The organism is Heyndrickxia sp. NPDC080065, from assembly GCF_050281185.1.
In the GTDB taxonomy this organism is placed as follows: Bacteria; Bacillota; Bacilli; order Bacillales; family Bacillaceae_C; genus Heyndrickxia.
In genome coordinates this window covers 95470-117863 of record NZ_JBNNWS010000009.1, presented here as the reverse complement: position 1 = coordinate 117863, position 22394 = coordinate 95470, and the positions used below count along the sequence as shown (strand labels likewise).

Here is a 22394-nt window from a genome sequence, read left to right as displayed (position 1 = left end):
TTATTGGCTGTTTTCGTAAAGTTTGTTGCTTTTTTTGTGATATTGTATTAACAATCTGAGTTGATTGTAGCGGAGGGCACTTGACTCCTGCGGGAAAAAGAGGGAAGTGGGAGACCCCGCAGGCGGTAACGCCGAGGAGGCTCCCATCCCTCCCCGCGGAAAGCAAGTGTCTGGAGCGGAAATCAACGGACTAAGTTTATAGTCTAAAAACAACAATTTATACGAAAAGAGCCTTTTTATTAAAACTAAACATAGGCATGCTAAGAAGACATCCATTTTGTTCAATCTTTTTTCAAAATGGATGTTTTTTATTTGTTCGAAAATGTAGGTTTATGGAGTTGATGTATAAAAGTTGTACGCTAAGCAAATTCCAAACAAAAAAAGCCGATTTCCTTCTTTTTAAAGGAATCGACTTTTTTGTCTTACTTAACTTGTTACATGTTCAGGTTTATTATTGTAAGCGAACAACCGGACTGCTATCAGGAGAGCCAGTAAGACCATTATAAGTCCAGACCAGACGAGGTTACCTATTGAGGAACCGCTGATCACCTGCCCCCCGATAGCCGAGCCGAGAGCGAAACCAAACTGGATAAACGAAGTATTGACGCTAAGAGCAATATCTGGTGAGTGTGGTACTAAGGAAACCAAATACGACTGTTGTGCTGGGGAGGTCGCCCATGTTGCCACCATCCATATCATGATTAACGGGATGATAGCATAAATCAAGCCGCCTACCCAAGTTAGCAGAAGTAGCATTCCGGCTTGGAGGGAAAGACCAGTGTAGATCATGAACTTCGGCCCTTTTGTATCCGTAATCACTCCTCCAAATTTGGAGCCGAAAAAACTGCAAAGACCAAAGAGCAACAGAATGCTGGAAAGCGCAGTAACCGACAACTTGGCATTCGCTTGTAGGAAGGGAGCAATATAAGTAAACAGCGTAGAGTATCCCCCAATATAGAACAGTGTAGTGGCAAGCGCAAGAACAATCTTTTTGTCTTTCAAAATCGACAGCTGCATTCCGATCGTAATAGTTCTTTGTTCGGTAATAGACGGGACTCTGGCGAAGACTACCAGCAACGGAATCAACGTTAGCATACCTATAAGGATGAATAAAGTTCTCCAGCCAACAACTTCGCTTAAAAACGTGCCTGCAGGTACACCGAGAACAAGAGAACTGCTTAAACCCATCAAAATAGTGCCGATAGCTCGACCTTGATTCTGTACTTCGACCAAACGAGTCGCCACAGCCATTGCAATAACAGTAGCAGCTCCTCCACTGAGGCCTTGAATCACTCGCGCCACCAATATCATTTCAAAAGAGGGGCTGAAGTAGACTAGGAAGTTACTCAGAATAAAAATACCGAGCATGATCAACAGTATTTTTTTACGATCCACCTGGATGGTTACCGCAATCACAACGGGGGCTCCAAGCGCTGCGGAAAGGGCGAAAGCCGTAACAAGCGCTCCAGCAGAAGATGTCGTAATTCCAAGATCTGCTGCTACCATATGGAGGATTCCGCTTAAAATGTACTCAATTGTCCCAATAAGAAACACTGCCAAAGCAAGTAAATTTACAACCCATTTATTACTCATAGACGATCCTCTCTTTCTTCAATAGGAATTTGGATTTCGACAAGACAAGTACCCGGCTCACCTGAAAGCGGCACATAGATTTCCCTTCCCGGCCGATCGCCTCGAATACGGTAGCCGTTACGCTGGATCCATGTAGCAAGGTCTATACATGCTGTCTCCGAAAACGCTGAATCTGAACGGAACAACAACGCGGCTACTGTCTCTGAAGGCAAGTAACGTAGATTAAGATGCTCGGGCAGCTTAAGATCGTTCGATTTCACAGTATAGCCTACCTCAAGCTCAAAGGCATGCACAGTGCTACCGAGTGCGTTCCATAGAACCGTCTTTGGGCCAGATAAGAAAGATCTGGATCGGCTATCGAGAAGTCCATCGAAGATTTCGAAGAGGATTGGAATATCGTCAACTGTACCCGTCGAAGCATACGTAATCATGGGCATTTCTTCAACGCGCTTCATAACAACTTCCTGTTCTTTATCTATTCTACCGTCGCGCTCCACAAGCTGTATTCGTTCTTTAACTCGGGTAAGCTTAGACCTTTCGATATCAAGCAATTTCTCGATTTCACTCTCTTTTAGTCTAAGCATGCCACGAATCTGTTCAGCAGATATATCTTCTTGGAGAAGATGCGCGATTTGCTGTAGCGTAAACCCTAATTCTTTAAAAATGACGATTCGATTAATCTCCAGCAGCTGTTCAGCGGAGTAGTATCGATACCCAGTTGATTCATCGGTTTTGGCAGGCTTTAAGATTCCGAGCTGATCGTAATAGCGCAGGGTTTGCAGAGGAATTCTGCTTAGCCTAGAAAATTCGCTGATTTTAAACAATGCTTCACCTTCCCTCCTTTTATTTCAGTCTGAGTATACACCCTCTAGTCGGGTATAAAGTCAATCGCTTAGTCAAACTTCCGCAAAATTTTCGATGTACAATCAGCTCTACTTGGTAAAATGAAGTCCAAAAACGTGCATTTTTAAGAAGACCAATTATCTAGTTCTCCGCTACTGGATTACATAAAGTCACTTATCCTAACTTTAAAAATTGTTTCAGATAGTTGTCTATCACAAGAGAATCCTGTTCGTTTTGTCCGATTCCAAAGCAATGTCCCCACTTGGATTCGATAGGACGGAAAACTGCATTAGGCATGTGTTTTACTTCATACGCATTATCCTTGGGAGGAAAAAACAAGTCGGTCGATCCTGGCATGACAAGGGCATGAGCTGTGATCCGCTTTAATGCCTGTTCAAAATTTCCGTTGTCTTGAGGATTGGCGCTAATATCCCCGTTTATCCCTGTGCGGAGCATGGCAATCAAGTCGTTGGCATCGAAGGAAAGGAACACTTGATCCCAATAGTCTTCCAAATATGCCTTTAACGTCGAGTATCCCTCCACCTGATAGAGCTGTTCCAAATAATAAGCTTGAGAAAATCCCCAAGGAGCATAGGCACGTCCCATCGCGGCGAGACCTGCTGTAGGCTGATGGGTATAGAAGCCTTTCTTCCAATTGGAGTCAGCTTGCAATGCTACGATAAGCCCTTCAAAAACAACCTGTGCATGTGGCCTGGTCTTTGCTGTTCCGCCAAAAGGTGCAATCCGCTCGACCATCTCAGGATAACTTGTCCCCCATTGAAAGGTTTGCAGCGCTCCGAGCGACCAGCCAACGACTAGAGCAATCTTCGTAATACCAAATTTCTCGGTTACGAGCCGATGTTGTAGCCGGACATTATCATAAATCGTAATGAGTGGGAAATTTGCTCTGTCAAAAGGGGTTGGTGTATTGCTCGGGGAGGAAGACAGACCATTTCCCAACATATTAGGCACAATAATAAAATATTTGTCAGGATCGAGAGCTTTACCTGGCCCAATCAACCACTCATTATCGGTGTGTTGGCCTGCAAACCAGGTAGGATAGACAATCACATTGGACTTAGCGGAATTTAAAGTTCCGTAGGTTTTATAGGCAAGAAAGGCTTGAGGCATCTTTTGCCCAGATTGCAGCACGACATCTCCCAGTGAATAAATTTCGTAATCTTTCATGATTCGTCTCTCCTTTGTTATACAAGATTTGGTGTTGAAGCTTGATTTTTACTCTACGATACTGTTACCATCAAATCAACGAAACGTTTTTGACCATAATGTTCATTTTTTTTGAATTAAGAGGTGCTGTCTCGATGGAAATCCGCCAACTTAAAACATTTTGGACGCTTGCTTCCACACGCAGTTTTAGCCGTACTGCCGAAGTATTGAACTATGTTCCGTCTACTGTAACTATGCAAATCAAGGCTTTAGAGGAAGAATTAGGGGTCAAGCTGCTGGATCGCTTGGGCAAGAGTGTCGTATTAACAGATGCAGGCCACCAGTTGTTGCCCTATGCCAACAAAATTTTAAATGATATAGAGGAGGCTCGGTATGTCTCAAGTCAGAGCGGAGAATTAACTGGTACGGTTATAATCGGTGCAGACGAAGTGCTCTGTACATACCGGCTACCTGCATTGCTCCGGCTTTTTCGCGAACGATATCCACACGTTCGTCTTTTGTTTAGGCCCTTGTCTAGTCACAATTTGAAACAGAGTCTGAGAGAAGGAAATGTTGATATGGTCTTTATGCTGGATGAACCTGTCGTATCTGCGGATCTTCATACAGAGATTTTATTGGACGAACCTTTTCTTATGGTAGTTTCACCCGACCATCCATTAGCTACACGGTCTACATTAAGCATAGGAGATTTTAATAGAGAACATATTTTATTAAGTGAAAAGGGTTGCTCTTATCGGACATTCTTCTATCGCACGTTATTAAGAAGAGGGGCAGACAGCTTGACCGAACTGGAATTTAATAGTGTAGAGGCCATTAAACAATGCACAATGGTTGGACTCGGAATTGCCTTACTACCTGAAATGGCGATTAAGGGAGAGATGGAGCGGGGAGAACTGATCGCTTTACCTTGGAATTTATCTGAAATACGATTTGCTACTCAAATGCTGTGGCATCAAGAGAAATGGATTTCACCATCGATGAAGGTATTTATCGAATTGGCAAGAAGTATACTAAAACGAAACCCTTAAGATGTTTTCAACAAAATAGCTAAATCGGAATCATTTAATGATGTATCTTTTAAAAATATTGTGTTAGCAGATGGTATTTTTGAAAACTGTGATTTGTCCAATGCCGATTTTATGGGAGGGATTATTCACAGAGTTGAGTTTAAAGAATCAAAACTGTTAGGTGAGTAGTACCTGCTCACTCGCATTATGTATCCCCGCAACCGGCAATAGCGAAGCCCATGCAGTTCTTTTGAATCTGCGAAGCTTCGCTCTACTTTTTCTATAGGGATGTTTCATGATCTAATACAGTACTGTTTCCAACTTTATTTGTTCTTTACATCCGATAATTATTAAAAAATATTGATAATTTGTAATAAAGTTTAATTAAAATAAAAAACATACTACTGTTCGATTTAAATGTTCCACGATATAATGGTGAGAGTTTGTGCCTGAGTAAATATTTTTATAAGCAGTGAGGTAGTGTATGAAAAAAAGAACCACAGACATTATTTTTATTATTATTGGTGCATTTCTTTTTGCGTTAGGTGTTAATTTATTTGTTATTCCGAACGAGCTTGGTGAAGGAGGAGTAACTGGTATCACGATTATTACCTACTATTTATTTGAGTGGTCACCAGGTTTAGTCAACTTAATTTTGAATGCATTTTTGTTAATAATTGGTTATAAATTTTTGAATAAGGTAACAACGATTTATACGATTATTGCTGTAGTTTTTAACTCGCTTTTTCTTCATCTGACAGAAAGTTGGAATATTGCTTCTAATGAATTGATGGTAAACGCCATTTTTGGAGGAATATTTGTAGGGTGTGGGATTGGCCTAATCATTCGGGTTGGCGGAACAACAGCAGGTACTACCATCTTAGCAAGGATAACACATAAATATTTAGGGTGGAGCATTAGCTATGGTCTATTGTTTTTTGATTTATTAGTTGCTTTTTCATCTTATTTTATCATTGGTGCAGAAAAGCTGATGTTGACAATTATTATGCTATATATAGGAACGAAAGTGATGGAATTTGTAATCGAAGGCTTGAATCCGAAGAAGGCCATTACGATTATTTCTGATAAACCGAATGACATTGCCAAACAGGTAACTACATCAATGGACAGAGGGGTAACCGTATATTCGGGTCATGGTTATTATACAAAAACCCCAAAGGAAATTCTTTATATTGTTATTAGTAAGCAAGAAGTAATAAAGCTAAAAAGGATTGTTCAATCTACTGATCCGAATGCTTTCATCGCTATACACGATGTTCGTGATGTGTTCGGAGAAGGATTTATTGATATTTCTAAAGCTTAATAAGAGGTTGTTTTAAAAGAGGTTGAATTTGTAGAGTTGGTATTAGATAGATATCTGCCTGTTTTAATTACTAATATAAGGTAGAGTCAGCCCCTTATTCATGGCTTCTAATTTTGACAATTCTCTTGTAAAAAAGTCGTCTCCTGGATGGAGATTACCTGAAGGTTTAACTGAAGAGTTATATTACACCATATATTAAAAATTTGGTTAATAAACAACTTTATTATGTTTTAAACCACTTTAAATCAAATTCAATGTTCAGAGCTCAAAAAATAAGAAGAGCAATTTCCAATTCACTAAAGAATCGGCAACTGCTCTTAGCATACAAGGAAGAAATGAAGGTAGCAGCTTAGAAGCATATATCAGCTTAAAAAAGCCCTCAAAGAGTTGAAGAAGCGAGGAATTTCAGCCCTTTTGCGACCTGGTCTTATGGTGGTGGTGGTCATGCATAAGCCTTGGTCTTAGTGCCTTCTCAACTCATAATTAACCTTAATCTGACGTGGTGCTCGCTGGCACAGTGCCCAAAAAGGTAATGACTGCCTCGTTAAATGCCGAAGCTGAATCCACATTGGAAATATGCGCGGCACCCTGAATCTCTACATAGTGTGCATTCGGAACGCGATCCGCCATGCGCTGGGAAACATCTGGCAGTGACATACGGTCCTGCTCGCCTGCGATGAACAGGACGGGCATGGACAGAGTAGCCAAGCTTGTTGTTGCATCGAAGCCCACAATCCCCTCAGCCACATAGGCAAGTGATTGTCCGTCGGCCGTCGCCGCCAGGCCGTGCCATACCTGATAGGTCTTCACTCCTTCTGTGCTTACACGGAAGGTTTCGTTAACATTCATGGGCCAGATACCTTCAAACCGCTTGACCGGACCGTCTTCACTTCGAAACGTTCTGGCCCATCCTTCGGCCATGGTCCGGAACTCCTCCGTTGCCGTCGTATCGAAGCTGTTAGCGACGATAAGTTTCCCTACGCGATGAGGTTGTGTGAGCGCAATCTCGAGCGCCACCATCCCGCCAAGCGACAAGCCGATGATGTCGGCTTCCTCTATAGAAAGATTATCAAGGAGCTCAAACACGTCCGCGGCAATGTCAGACACGCTGAATGGTCGGTTGAGCCTTGCCGAAGCACCATGCCCGGCATGGTCCGGTACAATCACCCGATATCCTGCCTCGACCAGTGGAGCTATCTGAGGCACCCAAGCTCGGCCAGAATTACTGATGCCATGCAGCAAGACGACGGGGCGGCCCGATCCAAATTCGATGAAATAATTCCGTCGGTTGCCATTATTATAGTAAGCCATGATATCTCTCCTTTGTTGTTGGTCTATCGTGAAAGGCTATCAATTATGTGTTTAATGCCCCTCGCCACTTAATTTTAACCATCGAGTACCAAGTGCCACAATAAATAAAAAGTGCATCTGTATCGGTACAAATATATAGGAGCCCAGCTTTATGTATTCAAGGAAATTTAGAAGGATCTATTGTTAGCGACCTGTCTTATTTCATTAATTAAAACACTAACACCATTTTCAATATCATCCATACGTACATGAGAAACATTCAATTTTAACAAGTTGTCTTTCGGAAAAGAGGGAAGATAATGCTTGTCAATCGGTTCAATCCATATTGATTTCCTCTTCAGTCTTGTAATAACTTCGTTTGCTGGTAATCTATCATTCAGTTTAATGTAGGTATGCAGAGAAAATTTTTCAGGGGCATCGAATGTAAAAAGATCCCCACTCTGAATAAACTGTTGTACTAAAGCTGCATGAAGGAGTTGTGATCTTTTATCATAAAAAGACTTAATTTTTTGTTTATGCTTATCAAACATGCTGCTTTTCAAGTATATTTCCAACGCACCTTGCGAAAGCATAGAGCTATCAATATCTTGAATTCTCTTATACTGTGTAAAAACGGAAAGAAGCATATCGGGTATAACAGCAATACCGATTCTTAATCCTGGAAATATGACTTTTGAATAGCTTTTTAAGTAAATGACATGTGACTTGTCGTCGTAAGCAAACAGTGGGTCCGCTTTAGTATCTTGCTCCATATCAGCCAAATAATCATCTTCAACAATATACACATCGTATTTATGCGCAAGTGCAACGATTCTCTTTTTCTCTTCAGTGCTATAAGAACTACCTAGCGGATTATGGAATCTGGGCATCGTGTAAAAGAATTTAATATCTTCTGTTTTGAAAATTTCCTCCAATTCCTCGAAGTCGATGCCTCGGGATGTTCTCTTTATTCCCATAACCGGAACACGATAAGTCATCAAATATTCGATGAATAAATGATAGCTTGGCTGTTCGATTAAAATCTTACTTTTTCCGTTTGGAAAGGTGAGAGCAGCCAAAATGGAAAGGGCTTGCTGTATCCCGGAGACAACAAAAATGTTACGGACTTTTGTGAATACCTGATAATTGGTTAATTGTTTTTGCATGATGTTGAGGAGTGATGGCAATCCTTGTGGTGTTCCATAAATAAACAAGTCCTGTTTATAAGTATCAATTGCCTTATTGACGCAATGTTGAAAATCCAAATAAGGGAAAATGTCAGAGTCTGGTGAAGTAGTCGCAAAATCAATAACTCCCTGCTCTTCGTGATTAGGAATCATCGTCGATTTGACGACGTAATAGCCGCTTTTGTCTACAGAATAAACGATGTGACGTCGTTCAAGATCATTCAGAGCTCGTATAACGGTGCTTTTATTAACTTTATATTGATTTGCCAGAACCCGAATTGAAGGAAGTCGATCTCCTTCTTTTAAAGTATGGTTGTCGATTAGTTCTTCTAAATCTTTAACAATAAGCAAAAATTTATACATTCTAGTCAGCTCCTGCTGTGCATCTGTACCGATACAGATGCATTTTTCTTTTATTGTAGCACACGGAACTCATGTATAAAATCAATGCGTAGGGGCAATTAATGCAGCATTCATATGAGGAGGTAAACATCATGAACGCTAAACGAATGAACTATGCTGCCTATACAGCAGCTATTGCAAATGCGGCCATTATTGGGTTTTCATTTCTGTTTGTTAAACTTACTGTTACCGTGGCTCATCCTCTAGATGTGCTGGCACATCGATTTTCTATAGGGTTTATTACCGTTGCTATACCTTTTCTGTTCGGTTGGGTTCCTATCCAGTTTTCATTACGTGATTTATGGAGAGTAATCCCTTTAGGTCTATTTTCGCCAGTATTGTTTTTTGCTTTTCAGACTTACGGATTGATGAACACTTCTTCATCGGAGGCGGGTATTATCCAAGCAACTGTTCCTATATTTACCATGCTACTCGCATCTTATTTTTTAAAAGAACGAACAAGCCTTATACAGAAGCTGTCACTGATCATTTCTGTGGCAGGAGTGGTGTTAATTTTCTCAATGATAGGCGGAAGTGGATTGAATGCAGCGAATCTGGGAGGGATCACTTTACTGTTGTTATCCGCACTTTCATTTGCAGGCTATAGTGTTTTGGCTCGTCCTCTAGCCCAAAAATACGCGCCGATGGAAATCACGCTCATAACGATGGGGATGGGATTCATTGTTTTCCTATCCGCTTCCCTTATTCGGCATACAGCCGAAGGAACAATCAGTACATTTTTTCAGCCGTTTACTCATCCCACTTATGTGATGGCACTACTCTACTTGGGTGTACTATCCACCGTGGGAACCACGCTATTATCAAGTTTTGCATTGTCTCGGCTCGAAGCTTCGAAAGTCAGTGTGTTCAGTAATTTTTCGACGCTAATATCGATCATAGCAGGAGCCCTAATTTTGCATGAAAAAATAACAATCTATCATGTACTGGGTACCATTATGATCATTGCAGGTGTATTAGGTACGAATAGGGAACAAGCTCGGTTTAAGACGAGCCGATCTACTAAGAGTGGAAAATAAATCCGATTTTATTGATATACAAGGGGGTAAGTTATATGAAAATAAAAAGCATATTATTTCTAATAGGAATCAGTTTAATATGGGGTTCACAGTTTTTCTTTGTAGATATCGTAATCTCTGGCGTACCTCCTGTTACACTTGCAGCTGTGAAGGCAACTGTTGGAGCTATTACATTAGCTTTGATCTATTTTTTATCTACTAAGAAAGAGAAAAGTCAAAAGACCTCCACTTATACAGAAAAGAAGTTGAGAGCTCTTTATGTTACTATTGCTTTTTTTGAAGCGATTATTCCTTTTTTCTTAATCGGATGGGGGCAGCAACGGGTATCCAGCAGCACTGCTTCTATTATTATGGGGACAATTCCAATTTTTACGCTCCTTATCTTATTTATTTTTAGAATTAGCCGATTACGGTTGCTGCATTTTTTAAGTATTGGAGTTGGCTTTATTGGTATTCTCATAATGATCTTGCCCTCACTGACCGTCAACTTTACTAATCAGAGTTTATGGGGATTGTCTGCTTTGATTGTTGCTTCAATAAGCTTTGCGGGATCTTTGGTACTCATTGAAAAGTTGCCGCCAATATCCTCCGTCTTGGCAATGAGGAATGTGCTAATTATTGCATCAATTATTCTGATACCAGCAGCCTTTCTGTTGGAAGATCCGCTAAGAATTAGACTTACATTTATTGAGACGGTAGCTCTTTTTATTCTAGGAATTTTCCATTCTGGAATCGTCTACATGATGTTTAATCAGCTAATCAAACATTCAGGAGCTGCTTTTGCATCGCTGACCAATTATTTTGTTCCAGTAATTGGAGTTATTCTCGGAACCATTTTATTAGGAGACCAGATCGATTCAAAGACGTGGTTTGCTCTAATAATTATTTTGTTTTCTTTGATATTGGGGAGTGCAGCTGCTAAAAAGTAAATAATTTTTAGCACAGCAAAAGACATAAAAAGTAAAGAAAGGCAGATAATTCCGCCTTTCTTTACTTTTTATTCATTTCATTCCATTTCTTAACCAAACGCTTCGGGGCCGCACGCAAATAGGCTTCTTGAATGAGATCGCTCAATTCATCCCAGTCTTCCCCATCTGGATTTTGGATAGATACCCAGCCGTGACGCCCTATATATGGAGTTTTGAAAAAATGCTCTTTTTGCAGCAATATTTCTTGAGTTTCCCGGTCTGATTTGAACGATAGACGGAATCCCTCGTCGCTTTCACCTGAAATTACGAATGATTTTCCGTTAATTTTAAACGTATTGTGACCGAAACCATCGATATGTTCAACAGCATCGGGTAGTACAAGACAGATATTGCGCACATTTTCAAGCATGCCTGCCGTGTCTTGTGATTTCATGCTTTTATTCACCAAGCATAGATGCTATTTCGCATTCTTATCAGGCTGATGAATTCCGAATGTATTGCCTTCGGTATCAATATAGTATCCTTGCCACGCCATTCCAGGGAGAGCATATTTAGGCATAGCGACCTTACCGCCATTCTCAATAATTTTAGCTTCTGTTATATCGTAATTTTCCACTCCCATTGTACATGCATATCCATTTAAAGCTTGGTTTGTTTCCGGTGGAGCACTTTGACGCTGCATCAAAGCACCATTGATTCCAAGTTCATTCTCATCACCAGTCACTGCCCCAAAGTAAGGCATTCCTGCATATTCACTCCAATCTTGAAATGACCATCCGAATACCTCTCCATAAAACTTCTTTGCCCGTTCCATGTCACTTACATGAATTTCGAAATGAACTAATCTTCCCATGTTTTCCTCCTATTTATACAAAGAATTAACTATTTCCTTAAATCATTCTGTGTAACCGCTTACGATTACTTGTTTATTATTATAAGTAGTACGGAAAATAAATTCAATTTTTATTATTGACTAAGTAGCTCACAACTTCCACGGGATTATAGATATTAATGAGAAAATCAAAACAAAAAGCCTTTTTACCATATTTATAAGAGGTCATAAAATACGATTACAAAAATATTGCATATTTATTTCACTTTTTGACATATTGTAACAAATTCCTCACCATGAAATCTGATAGTATAATAGTAATATCATAGTAATATATCTTAATAGTAAGATAAACTAATCAACAATCTAAGAGGACGTTGATACCAAGGTTAACAAGTGGCGGAGGGAATATTTATGAATGCATTAAATGAAACAGTTGAAGAAATGGATATAAAACGGAGTGACCGATATAAAAAGCCTGCAAAACGGAAGTTTATTGTAATTGGAATTATCATTATTATTGCACTCCTTTTTGCGGGAATGAGCTATTATCAGGCAACTCGTTTTAATTCGCAGGTTACGATTAATAACATAAAAGTCGGTGGACTCACTGCTGATCAGGTAATAAATAAATTAAAAACCTCTGAATTAAAAAACAGAGTTTATATTGGAAAACAAAAAATATTAGATGGAAAACCTACGCGGATGGCCTTTACGGCTAAAGATCTACCTGAGGTTAAAAAATTACTGAAAAGCCAGTGGACGTTTTTTCCTTCCTTCAAGGAAGAAAATTTTTCGTTAATACCCAAAAAGGCGGATCAGTTTCGAAGCCAAACGATGGAGAAGCAAATAGAAGAAAAGCTCCTATCAATGAATAAAAACTTAAAAGCACCCCAAGATGCGGATGCGAAATTAGAACAGGGTAAAATTGTTATCACAGATGGTATGAATGGAGAACAGTATGATATCGCCGGTCTATTAAAGGAATATAAGGAACAGAAATATACGAGTGATATCCATCTGAAACCTATATTCCTACAGCCAATCAAAGCGGACAGTCCGATTATAAAAGAAAAGGAGAACATATTGCAAAATCTCCTTCAACAAACAGTTGATTATAAGGTACAGGACAAAGCGCATACTTTAAAAGCCAGTGAATTAATTAAAAATGCCTCTGTGTCAAAAGATAAGAAAATTACAATCACCACAAGTGACATTAAAAAGAAGATAGATGAAATTAATAGTTCTCAATCAACATTAGATAAAAATTTTACATTTAAAACCCATTCGGGAAAAAATATTACGGTAAAGGCACAAGGCTATGGCTGGGCAATAAATACTGAGAAAGAAACGGCGAGGATTCAGAAAGCTTTCGAAAAAGGAGACAAATCGATTTCTGCTTCTAATATTTACGGAAAAGGCTGGAGCAATGAAGGTATCGGCTATGAAACGACAGCGAATAATGGCATTGGCAACACATATGCTGAAGTATCCATTGCCGATCAGCATATTTGGATTTACAAAAATGGAAAATTAGTAGTTTCAACGGATGTAGTGACCGGCAAACATAGCACCGGAGAAGATACTTCACCAGGAATTTGGTATATCCTATATAAACGAACACCATATACCCTCAAGGGCACCGCTGTAGGTAAAGGGGCATATGAAGTTGAAGTAAATTACTGGGCACCGTTTACAAACAGTGGTCAAGGATTCCACGATGCCAGCTGGCGGACGAACTGGGCAAAAAATGCCTTTCTTACTCAAGGATCAGGCGGCTGTGTTAACACGCCTCCAAATATTATGAAAACCGTGTATGATAATCTCAGTACCTACGATCCGGTTGTTGTTTATTAAAGTAGGACGGTTCTTGTGCTTCCAACTATGGAAGTGTGAGAGCCGTCTCTTTTCTTTTCAAAAAAACTCAAATAGATTAGCATGTTGCTTTTATCCACTAAAAAATAAAAAAATATATTCATTTTCTACTAGAATTAACTTTTTATCATACCATTAAGCCAAATTCTCCATTCAGTTTCTTTAAAATGCATACCAAGGTGGGATTTACAATGAACATAGAAAGTTTAAGAATGTTTTGTTTAGTAGTTGAGGAAGGAAGTATAAGTCAGGCAGCACGCCTAAGTTTTGTTTCTCAACCCGCAGTTACTCGGCAAATTCGTCAATTAGAAGAAATGTATAGAGCTAAACTCTTCGAGAGAACGTCCGGAAAACTAACCCTTTCAAAGGCAGGAGAAACTCTTTACCCATATGCCAAGGAAATAGTGGAGTACTCTAAACGTTCCTTTGAAGCCATTCAAGAATTAACTGGCAATCAAGAAATTGTACTTTACATAGGGGCAAGTTCAACGATTGGTGAGTACTTATTACCTGGATTATTAGGAGAATTCAGCAGAAGCTATCCGAACTTAAAATTTAATTTATCCATTGGAAATACTCCTACTATTCTATCTAAGCTAGAAAATAACGATATTGATATAGCCTTTGTAGAAGGTGTGATAGAAAACGAAAATCTTATCATAGAAAAATTTACTGATGACGAACTAATTCTTGTCACCTCTCCTATTCATCATTGGAGTAACAGAGATAAGATTCATATTCAGGAACTTCCAGAAGAAAATATGATTTGGAGAGAATCGGATTCTGGTACACGTCAGATCGTTGAATCAGCACTGAATGAATACGCCGTGCTAGAAAACATTAAAAGTGCCATGGAGATTGGAAGTTATCAATCCATAAAAAGTGCAGTGGAAGTAGACTTAGGTGTCAGTTTTCTCCCTAAGTTAACAGTTGCAAAGGAACTAAAAAATGGAACACTGCACGAAGTAAAAATATCTGATTTTCATATTTCAAGAGATTTGTGGATGGTACAGAAATCCCATCGATTTAAAAAGTCGGGATTAAAGTATTTTATTAATTTTATTCGACAGTAAACCGATATTAGTTTTTTAAGCAGACAAAATTTCGATTTAGGATTTAGTCTGCTTTTTTGCTGTTTCTCTTTTTTTAAATGGGACGTATTTTAATCATACCTATCCAGTAGGTATTACATTTGCTTATAGCCTATAAAATTATTCAAATATACATCTCTACATTCATTTGTTAGCCTTAAATTATAAGGAAAAGGAGGGCACGATGATGGAATTTACTACGGGGTTATTACTTCTTGCAGTTGGCATAATAGCGGGTGGTTATGGAACAATCGTTGGAGCTGGAGGAGGATTTATTTTTGTACCAGCACTTTTACTTTTGTTTCATATGGATCCTTCATTAGCAGCTGGTTCCGGAATTGTCATCGTATTGATTAACTCTTTATCAAGTGTAATTGGTTATGCAAAACAAAAACGAATCAATTATCATACAGGTTTAACATTGAGTCTCGGTGCACTTCCAGGTTCCATGCTTGGTGTATGGCTTCTTCAAATCTATTCATCAAGTTATTTCTATGTAGTTTTTGCCACTCTTTTAGTTGCTTTAGGAGTTTTCTTATTTGCTAGTAATTCCCACTTAGTCATTTTAAAAAGGAAAAAGGACCATCGATTGAGTAGAGAAGGACGCTCCGATGAGGTCCATGCGGTATCCACAGTAACATCGCCCACCGAAGAGAAATCACGTCTTCCAATGAAATGGATCATTCCACTTGGTTTCCTTATGGGTGTTCTTTCTGGTTACCTTGGAATCGGTGGTGGATGGCTACTTGTCCCCATTTTAATTTATGTTTTTAAAGTATCAACTCACATTGCAACAGCAACATCTATCTTTTCTTTAACACTTTATTCATCTGTCGGGGTCATTTCACAAATGTTTTATAGCAGTATTGATTGGATGACCGTATTATGGGGAGGTTTAGGTGTCATTATTGGCTCTCAAATTGGTGTCCTTCTTTCTAAGAAGATTCCAGGGAAAGTGATTCTTCAAATGCTTTCCATCCTGTTAATTGTAATCGGCTTTCGTATGTATTTAAGTTGATAATATTTGTCATACCCAATGGTTAAAAGTTTTATTATTACGAACTGGTCAAAAAATGCCTATCTTACTCAAGGTTCAGGAGGCTGTGTTAACACACCTCCTAGTATTATGAAAACCGTGTATGATAATCTCAGCACATACGATCCGTTTTTATTTATTAAGAAGGGATGGTTCTTGTGCTTCCAACTAAGGAAGTTCGAGAGCCGTCTCTTTTTTCAAAAGACCATTTGTCATTTTATGTTAAAATAAGAATATGAAAAATGTACTAATAAAGGGAAAAAGATTGTTCAATAAGAAGTGAAACAGATGTATTTCGTAACAGTAAAATTAGGGGGTGCGAAATGAATGTGTGTTTGAAATTTTTAACGGTATTATTTTTGGCTTTTACATTAACAGGATGCATAGGAGAAGATTATGATGTTGGCGTTCCAACGGCTCATTTATCTTTAGATGATGGTAATTTTTTTTCTAAGCAATTAGCAGAAGCAAATATCAGTTGGAGCTCATCCAGTGGTGATGTACAACAAACAATAGCTGATATTCGGGAATTCGGATTATCACAAGATGAAATAAGGGTGTCTGCTAACCAAAAAGTTTTTTTAGATTTTAAAGAGAACGAAGAAAATGGTGGAGATATATGGACAGACCCAGAAATAACGGCTTCCTTATTAAAAGACGGACAAAAAATTGAACTCAAAATGGATGATTCTAGAGAATTTCGATTCCCAACTAACAAGGGAAATTATGTTTTAGTAGTTGAATATATAACATCGTCAGGAAGTGCTCAATATGTAGGAAATGTCTTAATTCAGTGATAGTAAACATTCTTTCATTCACTAACGAAGTGTTTTAGTTGAAGAAGAACTGGACTTTGAGTTAAAACGCTTAGGATTATTTAAAATACCCCAAGCGTTTTTTATTTTCTAATTAAGGTTAATTGATCCCATTGAAACTCGGGTAAAAGTTCTCTTTTCGTAAATAATCTTTTTGGCATCTTGTTATAGAGTGTAGTGCCTGTCCCACAAAAAAGCGCAACCCTATTAAAGTTGCGCATAATTGTTTCCTACCTATTAAAATGAACTTTCTCTTCCATTTGATCTAAAGTGATTGTTGCTTCACTTGGCTTTGTTTTGGCAATCAGCTTTCCATTTCTAAAGGAATACGTAACGACCGCTTGCTTGCGAATGGCTTCATATTCATTTTCTGCAGACAAGACAATGAAATTAGCTGGTTTACCTTCCTCAATTCCATAATTCTCTTCAATTTGTAGTGTTTTGGCACTATTTTTCGTGATTAAATCAATGGAATTGACAATTTGTTCATAGCCCATTAATTGCGAAGCATGGATACCCATATGCAATACTTGAAGCATATTTCCTGTTCCTAGTGGATACCATGGGTCAAAAATATCGTCGTGGCCAAAGCAAATATTTAGCCCAGCTTCTTGCAACTCTTTTACCCGTGTTAGACCTCTTCTTTTTGGATACGTATCAAATCTCCCTTGAAGGTGAATATTCACTAGTGGATTCGATACAAAATTAATGGAAGAAAGCTTTAATAGGCGGAATAATTTATACGTATAGGCATCATTGTAAGAGCCCATTGCCGTTGTATGACTCGCTGTTGTGCGCGTACCTATTCCACGTTCGTATGCCTCTTTTGCAACAACCTCAACAAAGCGTGATTGTTCATCATCAATTTCATCGCAATGAATGTCTACTAATCGATTGTACTTTTCAGCGAGGTCAAAGACTATTTTTAATGAATCCACTCCATATTCTCTCGTAAATTCAAAATGAGGAATACCACCTACTACATCTGCGCCCATCTTCAATGATTCCTCAAGCAATTCGACCCCATTAGGATAGGAAAGGATGCCTTCTTGTGGAAAAGCAACAAGTTGAATATCTACGAAGGATGCCATTTCTTCCTTTACTTCCAGCATTGCTTTTAAAGCTGTGAGCTCTGGGTCTGTTACATCTACATGTGTGCGGACGTGCTGAATCCCTTGAGCAATTTGCCATTTTAATGCCGTTTTAGCTCTTGTTTTCACATCATCCCTTGTTAATGTTTCTTTTCGTTGCGCCCATCTTTGAATTCCTTCAAACAAGGTGCCACTTTTATTCCACTCCGGTTCACCGGCTGTTAAAGTTGTATCTAAATGGATATGCGGCTCAATAAACGGAGGAAGGACAAGCGAACCATTCACATCAATGATTTCTTTCCCTTCAATATCTCCAAGTGTTTGCGTCACTTTATTGAACTTGCCGTCTTCTATTAATAAGTGCCAAAGTCCATCTTTTCCTCTAAGCTTTGCATTTTTAATAATCACTGATTACCCCGCCCTTATCATTTATTTTACTCATGGATGCCTTTTTCTGAGGCAGACATTTCATCACAACGACATAAATAATGGCAGACCCTAATATTGCATTGATTGGAGGGATGCCTGGTACAAATTTTGCAATGACAACTCCACCTACCCATGCGATGATTGCAACCCAATTAACTGCTTTAAATGTCATCTTTTCAAATGGTTCGTATTTTCCACGTTTTAAAATAAAATAATCTGCTAAGATAATCGCTCCAATCGATGGTATTGCGGAGCCTAAAATCGTCAAAAATCCGACAAAGTTATTATAAAGCCACATAGCTGCAATTGTACCGATAATTCCGTTAAAGACAACCACTTTATGCTTCGATATTTTCGTAATATTGGCAAAGCCTAATCCTGAAGCGTATAACGCACTATCATTTGTTGTCCAAATATTTAAGCCGAGGACAATGATGGCAGGGATAATGAGCCCCTGTAAAAACATAATATCCGAAACATCCGATTTTCCAAAAGCAATGGCCCCTACAGCACCAAACAAAAACATCAGTGTGTTTCCAAGAAAGAAAGCAATCACAATCGCCGTCACAGCTGAACGTGATGTCTTAGCAAAACGGGCAAAGTCAGGAGTAAGCGTACCACCGCTAATAAAAGAACCGATACAAATGGTTAATGCTGCTGCAAGTCCCATTGTCTGAGTTGGTTCATAGGCGAGCAAGCCTTGAAGCCCCCCGATTGTTCCAGCTGCATCAAACATTGAATAACTTCCGAAAATAGCAATTGCGGGAACTGCGACAAATCCTAATACGGTTAAAGCCTTTATTCCAAATATCGCTGACGCTGTCATCATTAATCCTAAAATAATAATTAATACATAAACATTAATCCCAGTCGCCTTTTCAACTGGAACAGCAAACATCGCAAGACCGACACCAAACCACCCTACTTGGGTTGTAGCTAATAAAAATGAAGATAAATAAGAGCCTTTTTCGCCAAATGCATATTTCGTCAACAAATGGGTTGATAACCCTGTTTTTGCTGCAATATAAGCCAATGAACCTGTATATAAGCCTAGGATGAAGTTCCCTGTTAATACAATCCAAATAAACTGGACAAACGTCAACCCGCTTCCTAATGTCCCACCAGACCACATACTTGCTGAAAAAAAAGTGAAAGAAAGCATGACCGCAAGAATCTTCCAAAATCCATTTCGGTTCGCCTGAGGCACTGCCTGAAACGAGAATTCTTTATCTACATTTGACATACCAATTCCCCCAATAAGTTAGTTGATTCGAAACTGGTACCGAAGAAAACTTCGATTACTTTAGACGAGTAGGAAAATAAAAAGCTTCTTGCCAATATCCTGACAAGAAGCTTTTTCTACATAATGAACCTCGGATATCCTTCACATAGGCTATCCAAGCAATGAATCATTATTTCCGCTGTCCTTGTCAGCCTCTCTGGACTGAATTAAAGGTACCAGTATTTAATTAAGAATATTATTGCACAAAATCGTTGGTCTGTCATCCCAAAATTACTAAACAAACGGTCAGGCACCTATGTGAATTTTTCACATGGTGCCTGACACCGTTAATGATACCGATAGTATTATTACTGTACCTTGATGGTTTTAGTTTTGCTTTTGTTGCCAGCAACATCTTTAGCAAAGATTTCTAGTTTCGTTCCCTTCGGTTGTTTTTTTATATTTATTTTGTACGTTCCTTTTGTGCTTGCAGTGCCTTTGGCAAGGTATTTGCTCCCTTTGTAAATATATACGGTCGCACCCTTTTCGGCTTTTCCGGTAACGTATGTGGTTTTACTTGTAATTTTATTTACGGTAGGGACTGATGGTGGTTTTTTATCAATCGTGAAACTATATGTGTATGTCTTTCCGTAGTCATCCTTCACTGTTATTTTGTAATTTCCGTCTTTCGTAAATGTGTTAGAGGATGGCCAAGGGATAGTACCTCCATTTTTTGTAACGATCTTTGATGTTAATTTATTATTCGTTACATTGACGATCATATTTTTATTCAAAACAGCTTTATTAGCAACGGATTTCCCTTCACTTGAAACAACGCTAATGACGGGAACTACCGTTACACTGCAAGTTGCAATTTTCCCATTGGAAGTTTTCGCTGTAATTTTTGTACTACCAGCTTTTATAGCTATGATGGTTCCGTCAGTATTGACTTTAGCAACAGTACTATTGCTGCTTGCCCAAGTAATTTTTTTATTAGTGGTATTTTCTGGTCGAACGACTGCAGTGAGTTTTTCAGAGGTTCCGACACCTAGGCGAGTGTTTGTTTTATTCAATTTCACGCTCGTTGCATCAATAGGCTCCACATAATTTGGATTTGTGTTGAACCAAGCATATGAATCAACATTATTTTCTGAGTTTGTTTTAATTCGTATCAAGGGAAATCCACCAACTGATTTTTTTACGAGAATGGGATAAATGACGTCTGATTCACCCCCTGGGTATAAATTTACTGAGAATTCATCATAGCCAGCAAATTCATCAAAAAATAAAGGCGCTGGCCCAGGGTTTTTAATTTGCTTTCCATCTGGTGTGAAGAAATTTTGATCCGTATAACTAGAAATAAAGTCGCCTATTTGAAGTAATTCCTCAGGTCCGGAAGCATATTTTATATGAAATTTCATTAAAATCCACTCTTCATCATCTTTCGGCTGAGGATTTTCCTTGTATTCATTATGAATGATTCGATTAGCTTCGTCTCCATTATAAATTTCTTTCAGCTGCAACTCCATCGTTCTCTTTGGATAAAACGAATCGTACTGATAGGTTATCTTGTGTTTTTTAAACGAGGAGTACGGTGTTTGCCGATCCCCTGTACTTGCTTGAACAGATAATCCAATAAGGTTAAACATGATTAACAATGATACAAAAATTTTCGCGGTATTTTTCAACTTCATTTTGCTTACTCCCTCCCTTCTTTTTTACAAATATATTCAGTTTTTGATGAATTAAAAACAAATAATTTTATGAAAATTGGCGGGGCGATGTACGAAAGATTCTATATTGTCGGTGGTATATGAAAAACAAAAGGGCAAGACTTAGAGGTAACATTATTAAAAATAATGCTTAGCACTGTCAAAAATTAAACAAATATGTAAAGGAACTTTAAAAAAAACCGAGAAAGATTTATTATCTCTGGAGAATTGTAACATCAAAAAAGCCGCCTCTGACTGTTCATTAATAGTCCTTTGGCTGCTTTTTTTATTTTGTAGAACGATTAAAATGAAATTTAAAACTAAGGGGTATGAAATTATTGCCATTAATTTGGATACGGTTCGTTGAATATCATCAAAGAACATAGTTAAATTTGAGAATAAAGTATAATATCAATGTTTAAAAACAAATAACTACTCATTCTTTGATAATCTTAAAGTATTCTAGTTTAATTCCAACTCTTCTTTTAAAAAAAGAACTAGTAGTTTAATAACAATTATTTTTATAGCATTTAATCGTCTATATTTTTTAATCTCTCTACTTCATCATTTAAACCTAATTTAATCATTTCATTAATGACCAATTCTTTTAACTCTATATCATCTGAAATCAAGCAAGTAAATTGGGCATCTCGTATGAAAGCTAGTTTACTTTCTATTGTTGCAGTATTAAAAAAATTTTTCACTTCATTTAGGTTAATATTCATATCCTCTTCAAGTTTGTAGATACTATGGTCTCTATTAGCATTTTCCAAAGCTGTTATCCCTAAACCGTCAAGAGTTGGTAAAAGTGTTTGTTGCTCTCTTTCTATCATTACTTTTCTTTCCACGTAATGGTATACATCATCAATTATTTCACATCCAATAGTGTTTATTACCTTTTCTACTACATAGTTAGCTCTTTTTACAAATTCCTCAATTTCACTTTCTTCTTGTTTAAGTTGTTTAAACAAGTTTAAATAATCTTCCTTATCTTCAAAATAATTAAAGTTAGAAATAGTTCCTGCATCTTTCATTGTACAAATTAAACTAACAAACTCTCTTATATTCCTAGCAACAATCTTTATATGTGAACCAAAATCCATTGGACTAATACATACAACAAAAGCATCCTCTAAATCAGAAACTGTTCCAAAGTCAGTTAACAAACCAAAATGTATTCCATCACAACCTATACTTGCAAATGTAATGACATCATAGGGAGTAACAATATAAGGATCGTAGTCGGACTCTAAGAAAAGACCCAAATCATCTAAAGAATATCCTTCTTGTTCAAGAACCATCTCTAATTTTTTTAACTTTTCAAATGTTAGTGGCATTTGCTCATACTTTCCTAAATTGCTCATATTGTCCTCCTTTAGTTATTCTACTTGGTTAGATTATGTATAATTTCCCCATTAAATTTTTACATGTTTTTCTGAAAATTTTTTTACATTTTTTTAAACATTTCGTAAACTAAAAAAACACTCACTC

20 protein-coding genes are annotated in these 22394 nt (G+C 38.1%); 9 read left to right on the top strand and 11 right to left on the bottom strand.

Going from position 1 to position 22394, the window contains the following annotated elements:
• Positions 1-426 precede the first annotated feature (426 nt).
• From ACQKP0_RS12570 to ACQKP0_RS12560, 3 genes are all read right to left on the bottom strand, one after another.
• A complete protein-coding gene (locus tag ACQKP0_RS12570; RefSeq protein WP_427406198.1) occupies positions 427-1593 on the bottom strand; it encodes an MFS transporter in 1167 nt (388 codons plus the stop codon).
• Complete coding sequence (locus tag ACQKP0_RS12565) at positions 1590-2417, bottom strand: MerR family transcriptional regulator (protein WP_427406197.1); 828 nt, start codon at positions 2415-2417, stop codon at positions 1590-1592. The genes ACQKP0_RS12570 and ACQKP0_RS12565 overlap by 4 nt, the downstream gene beginning before the upstream one ends.
• Positions 2418-2610: 193 nt before the next feature.
• Positions 2611-3624, bottom strand: coding sequence for an alpha/beta fold hydrolase (locus tag ACQKP0_RS12560; protein WP_427406196.1), 1014 nt, complete (start codon positions 3622-3624; stop codon positions 2611-2613).
• Positions 3625-3758: 134 nt separating this feature from the next.
• Here ACQKP0_RS12560 and ACQKP0_RS12555 point away from each other — a divergent pair, with 134 nt between their 5' ends.
• The 3 genes from ACQKP0_RS12555 to ACQKP0_RS12545 all read left to right on the top strand — a co-directional run bounded on the left by ACQKP0_RS12555 (position 3759) and on the right by ACQKP0_RS12545 (position 5955).
• A complete protein-coding gene (locus ACQKP0_RS12555; protein WP_427406195.1) occupies positions 3759-4652 on the top strand; it encodes a LysR family transcriptional regulator in 894 nt (297 codons plus the stop codon).
• A 60-nt stretch (positions 4653-4712) separates the two neighbouring features.
• Entirely contained in the window at positions 4713-4820 is a 108-nt protein-coding gene (locus ACQKP0_RS12550; protein ID WP_427406194.1) for a hypothetical protein, read from the top strand.
• A gap of 295 nt (positions 4821-5115) precedes the next feature.
• Entirely contained in the window at positions 5116-5955 is an 840-nt protein-coding gene (locus ACQKP0_RS12545; protein WP_427406193.1) for a YitT family protein, read from the top strand.
• A 489-nt stretch (positions 5956-6444) separates the two neighbouring features.
• On the opposite strand, the gene ACQKP0_RS12540 is transcribed toward ACQKP0_RS12545, so the two are convergent.
• Both ACQKP0_RS12540 and ACQKP0_RS12535 read right to left on the bottom strand, forming a co-directional pair.
• Positions 6445-7266: an alpha/beta fold hydrolase gene (locus tag ACQKP0_RS12540; RefSeq protein ID WP_427406192.1), complete on the bottom strand. Its 822-nt coding sequence runs from the start codon at positions 7264-7266 to the stop codon at positions 6445-6447.
• 167 nt (positions 7267-7433) lie between these two features.
• The gene (locus ACQKP0_RS12535; protein WP_427406191.1) at positions 7434-8795 is read right to left on the bottom strand and encodes a PLP-dependent aminotransferase family protein; all 1362 of its coding nucleotides are present in this window, start codon (positions 8793-8795) and stop codon (positions 7434-7436) included.
• A 131-nt stretch (positions 8796-8926) separates the two neighbouring features.
• Here ACQKP0_RS12535 and ACQKP0_RS12530 point away from each other — a divergent pair, with 131 nt between their 5' ends.
• Entirely contained in the window at positions 8927-9871 is a 945-nt protein-coding gene (locus ACQKP0_RS12530) for a DMT family transporter (RefSeq protein WP_427406190.1), read from the top strand.
• A 35-nt stretch (positions 9872-9906) separates the two neighbouring features.
• Positions 9907-10800: a DMT family transporter gene (locus ACQKP0_RS12525; RefSeq protein ID WP_427406189.1), complete on the top strand. Its 894-nt coding sequence runs from the start codon at positions 9907-9909 to the stop codon at positions 10798-10800.
• Positions 10801-10861: 61 nt separating this feature from the next.
• Here ACQKP0_RS12525 and ACQKP0_RS12520 read toward each other — a convergent pair whose 3' ends face one another.
• Both ACQKP0_RS12520 and ACQKP0_RS12515 read right to left on the bottom strand, forming a co-directional pair.
• On the bottom strand, positions 10862-11233 hold the full coding sequence (locus ACQKP0_RS12520) for an MmcQ/YjbR family DNA-binding protein (RefSeq protein WP_427406188.1): 372 nt from the start codon (positions 11231-11233) through the stop codon (positions 10862-10864).
• Between the two features lie 24 nt (positions 11234-11257).
• Positions 11258-11653 (bottom strand): VOC family protein, encoded by a 396-nt coding sequence (locus tag ACQKP0_RS12515; protein ID WP_427406187.1) that lies wholly within the window; start codon positions 11651-11653, stop codon positions 11258-11260.
• Between the two features lie 393 nt (positions 11654-12046).
• On the opposite strand from ACQKP0_RS12515, the gene ACQKP0_RS12510 reads away from it, so the two are divergent.
• The 4 genes from ACQKP0_RS12510 (at position 12047) to ACQKP0_RS12495 (ending at position 16431) form a co-directional block, all read left to right on the top strand.
• Complete coding sequence (locus ACQKP0_RS12510; RefSeq protein WP_427406186.1) at positions 12047-13489, top strand: L,D-transpeptidase family protein; 1443 nt, start codon at positions 12047-12049, stop codon at positions 13487-13489.
• Between the two features lie 209 nt (positions 13490-13698).
• A complete protein-coding gene (locus tag ACQKP0_RS12505) occupies positions 13699-14580 on the top strand; it encodes a LysR family transcriptional regulator (protein ID WP_427406185.1) in 882 nt (293 codons plus the stop codon).
• Between the two features lie 205 nt (positions 14581-14785).
• Positions 14786-15616: a sulfite exporter TauE/SafE family protein gene (locus ACQKP0_RS12500; RefSeq protein ID WP_427406184.1), complete on the top strand. Its 831-nt coding sequence runs from the start codon at positions 14786-14788 to the stop codon at positions 15614-15616.
• 341 nt (positions 15617-15957) lie between these two features.
• The gene (locus tag ACQKP0_RS12495) at positions 15958-16431 is read left to right on the top strand and encodes a hypothetical protein (protein WP_427406183.1); all 474 of its coding nucleotides are present in this window, start codon (positions 15958-15960) and stop codon (positions 16429-16431) included.
• 248 nt (positions 16432-16679) lie between these two features.
• Here ACQKP0_RS12495 and ACQKP0_RS12490 read toward each other — a convergent pair whose 3' ends face one another.
• The 4 genes from ACQKP0_RS12490 to ACQKP0_RS12475 form a co-directional block, all read right to left on the bottom strand.
• Positions 16680-17948: a cytosine deaminase gene (locus ACQKP0_RS12490; protein WP_427406182.1), complete on the bottom strand. Its 1269-nt coding sequence runs from the start codon at positions 17946-17948 to the stop codon at positions 16680-16682.
• Positions 17938-19212: a cytosine permease gene (gene codB / locus ACQKP0_RS12485; protein WP_427406181.1), complete on the bottom strand. Its 1275-nt coding sequence runs from the start codon at positions 19210-19212 to the stop codon at positions 17938-17940. The genes ACQKP0_RS12490 and codB overlap by 11 nt, the downstream gene beginning before the upstream one ends.
• Before the next feature lie 347 nt (positions 19213-19559).
• Positions 19560-20885, bottom strand: a complete 1326-nt coding sequence (locus ACQKP0_RS12480; RefSeq protein WP_427406180.1) for an Ig-like domain-containing protein — start codon at positions 20883-20885, stop codon at positions 19560-19562.
• Between the two features lie 548 nt (positions 20886-21433).
• Positions 21434-22267 (bottom strand): hypothetical protein, encoded by an 834-nt coding sequence (locus ACQKP0_RS12475; protein ID WP_427406179.1) that lies wholly within the window; start codon positions 22265-22267, stop codon positions 21434-21436.
• Positions 22268-22394: the final 127 nt, after the last annotated feature.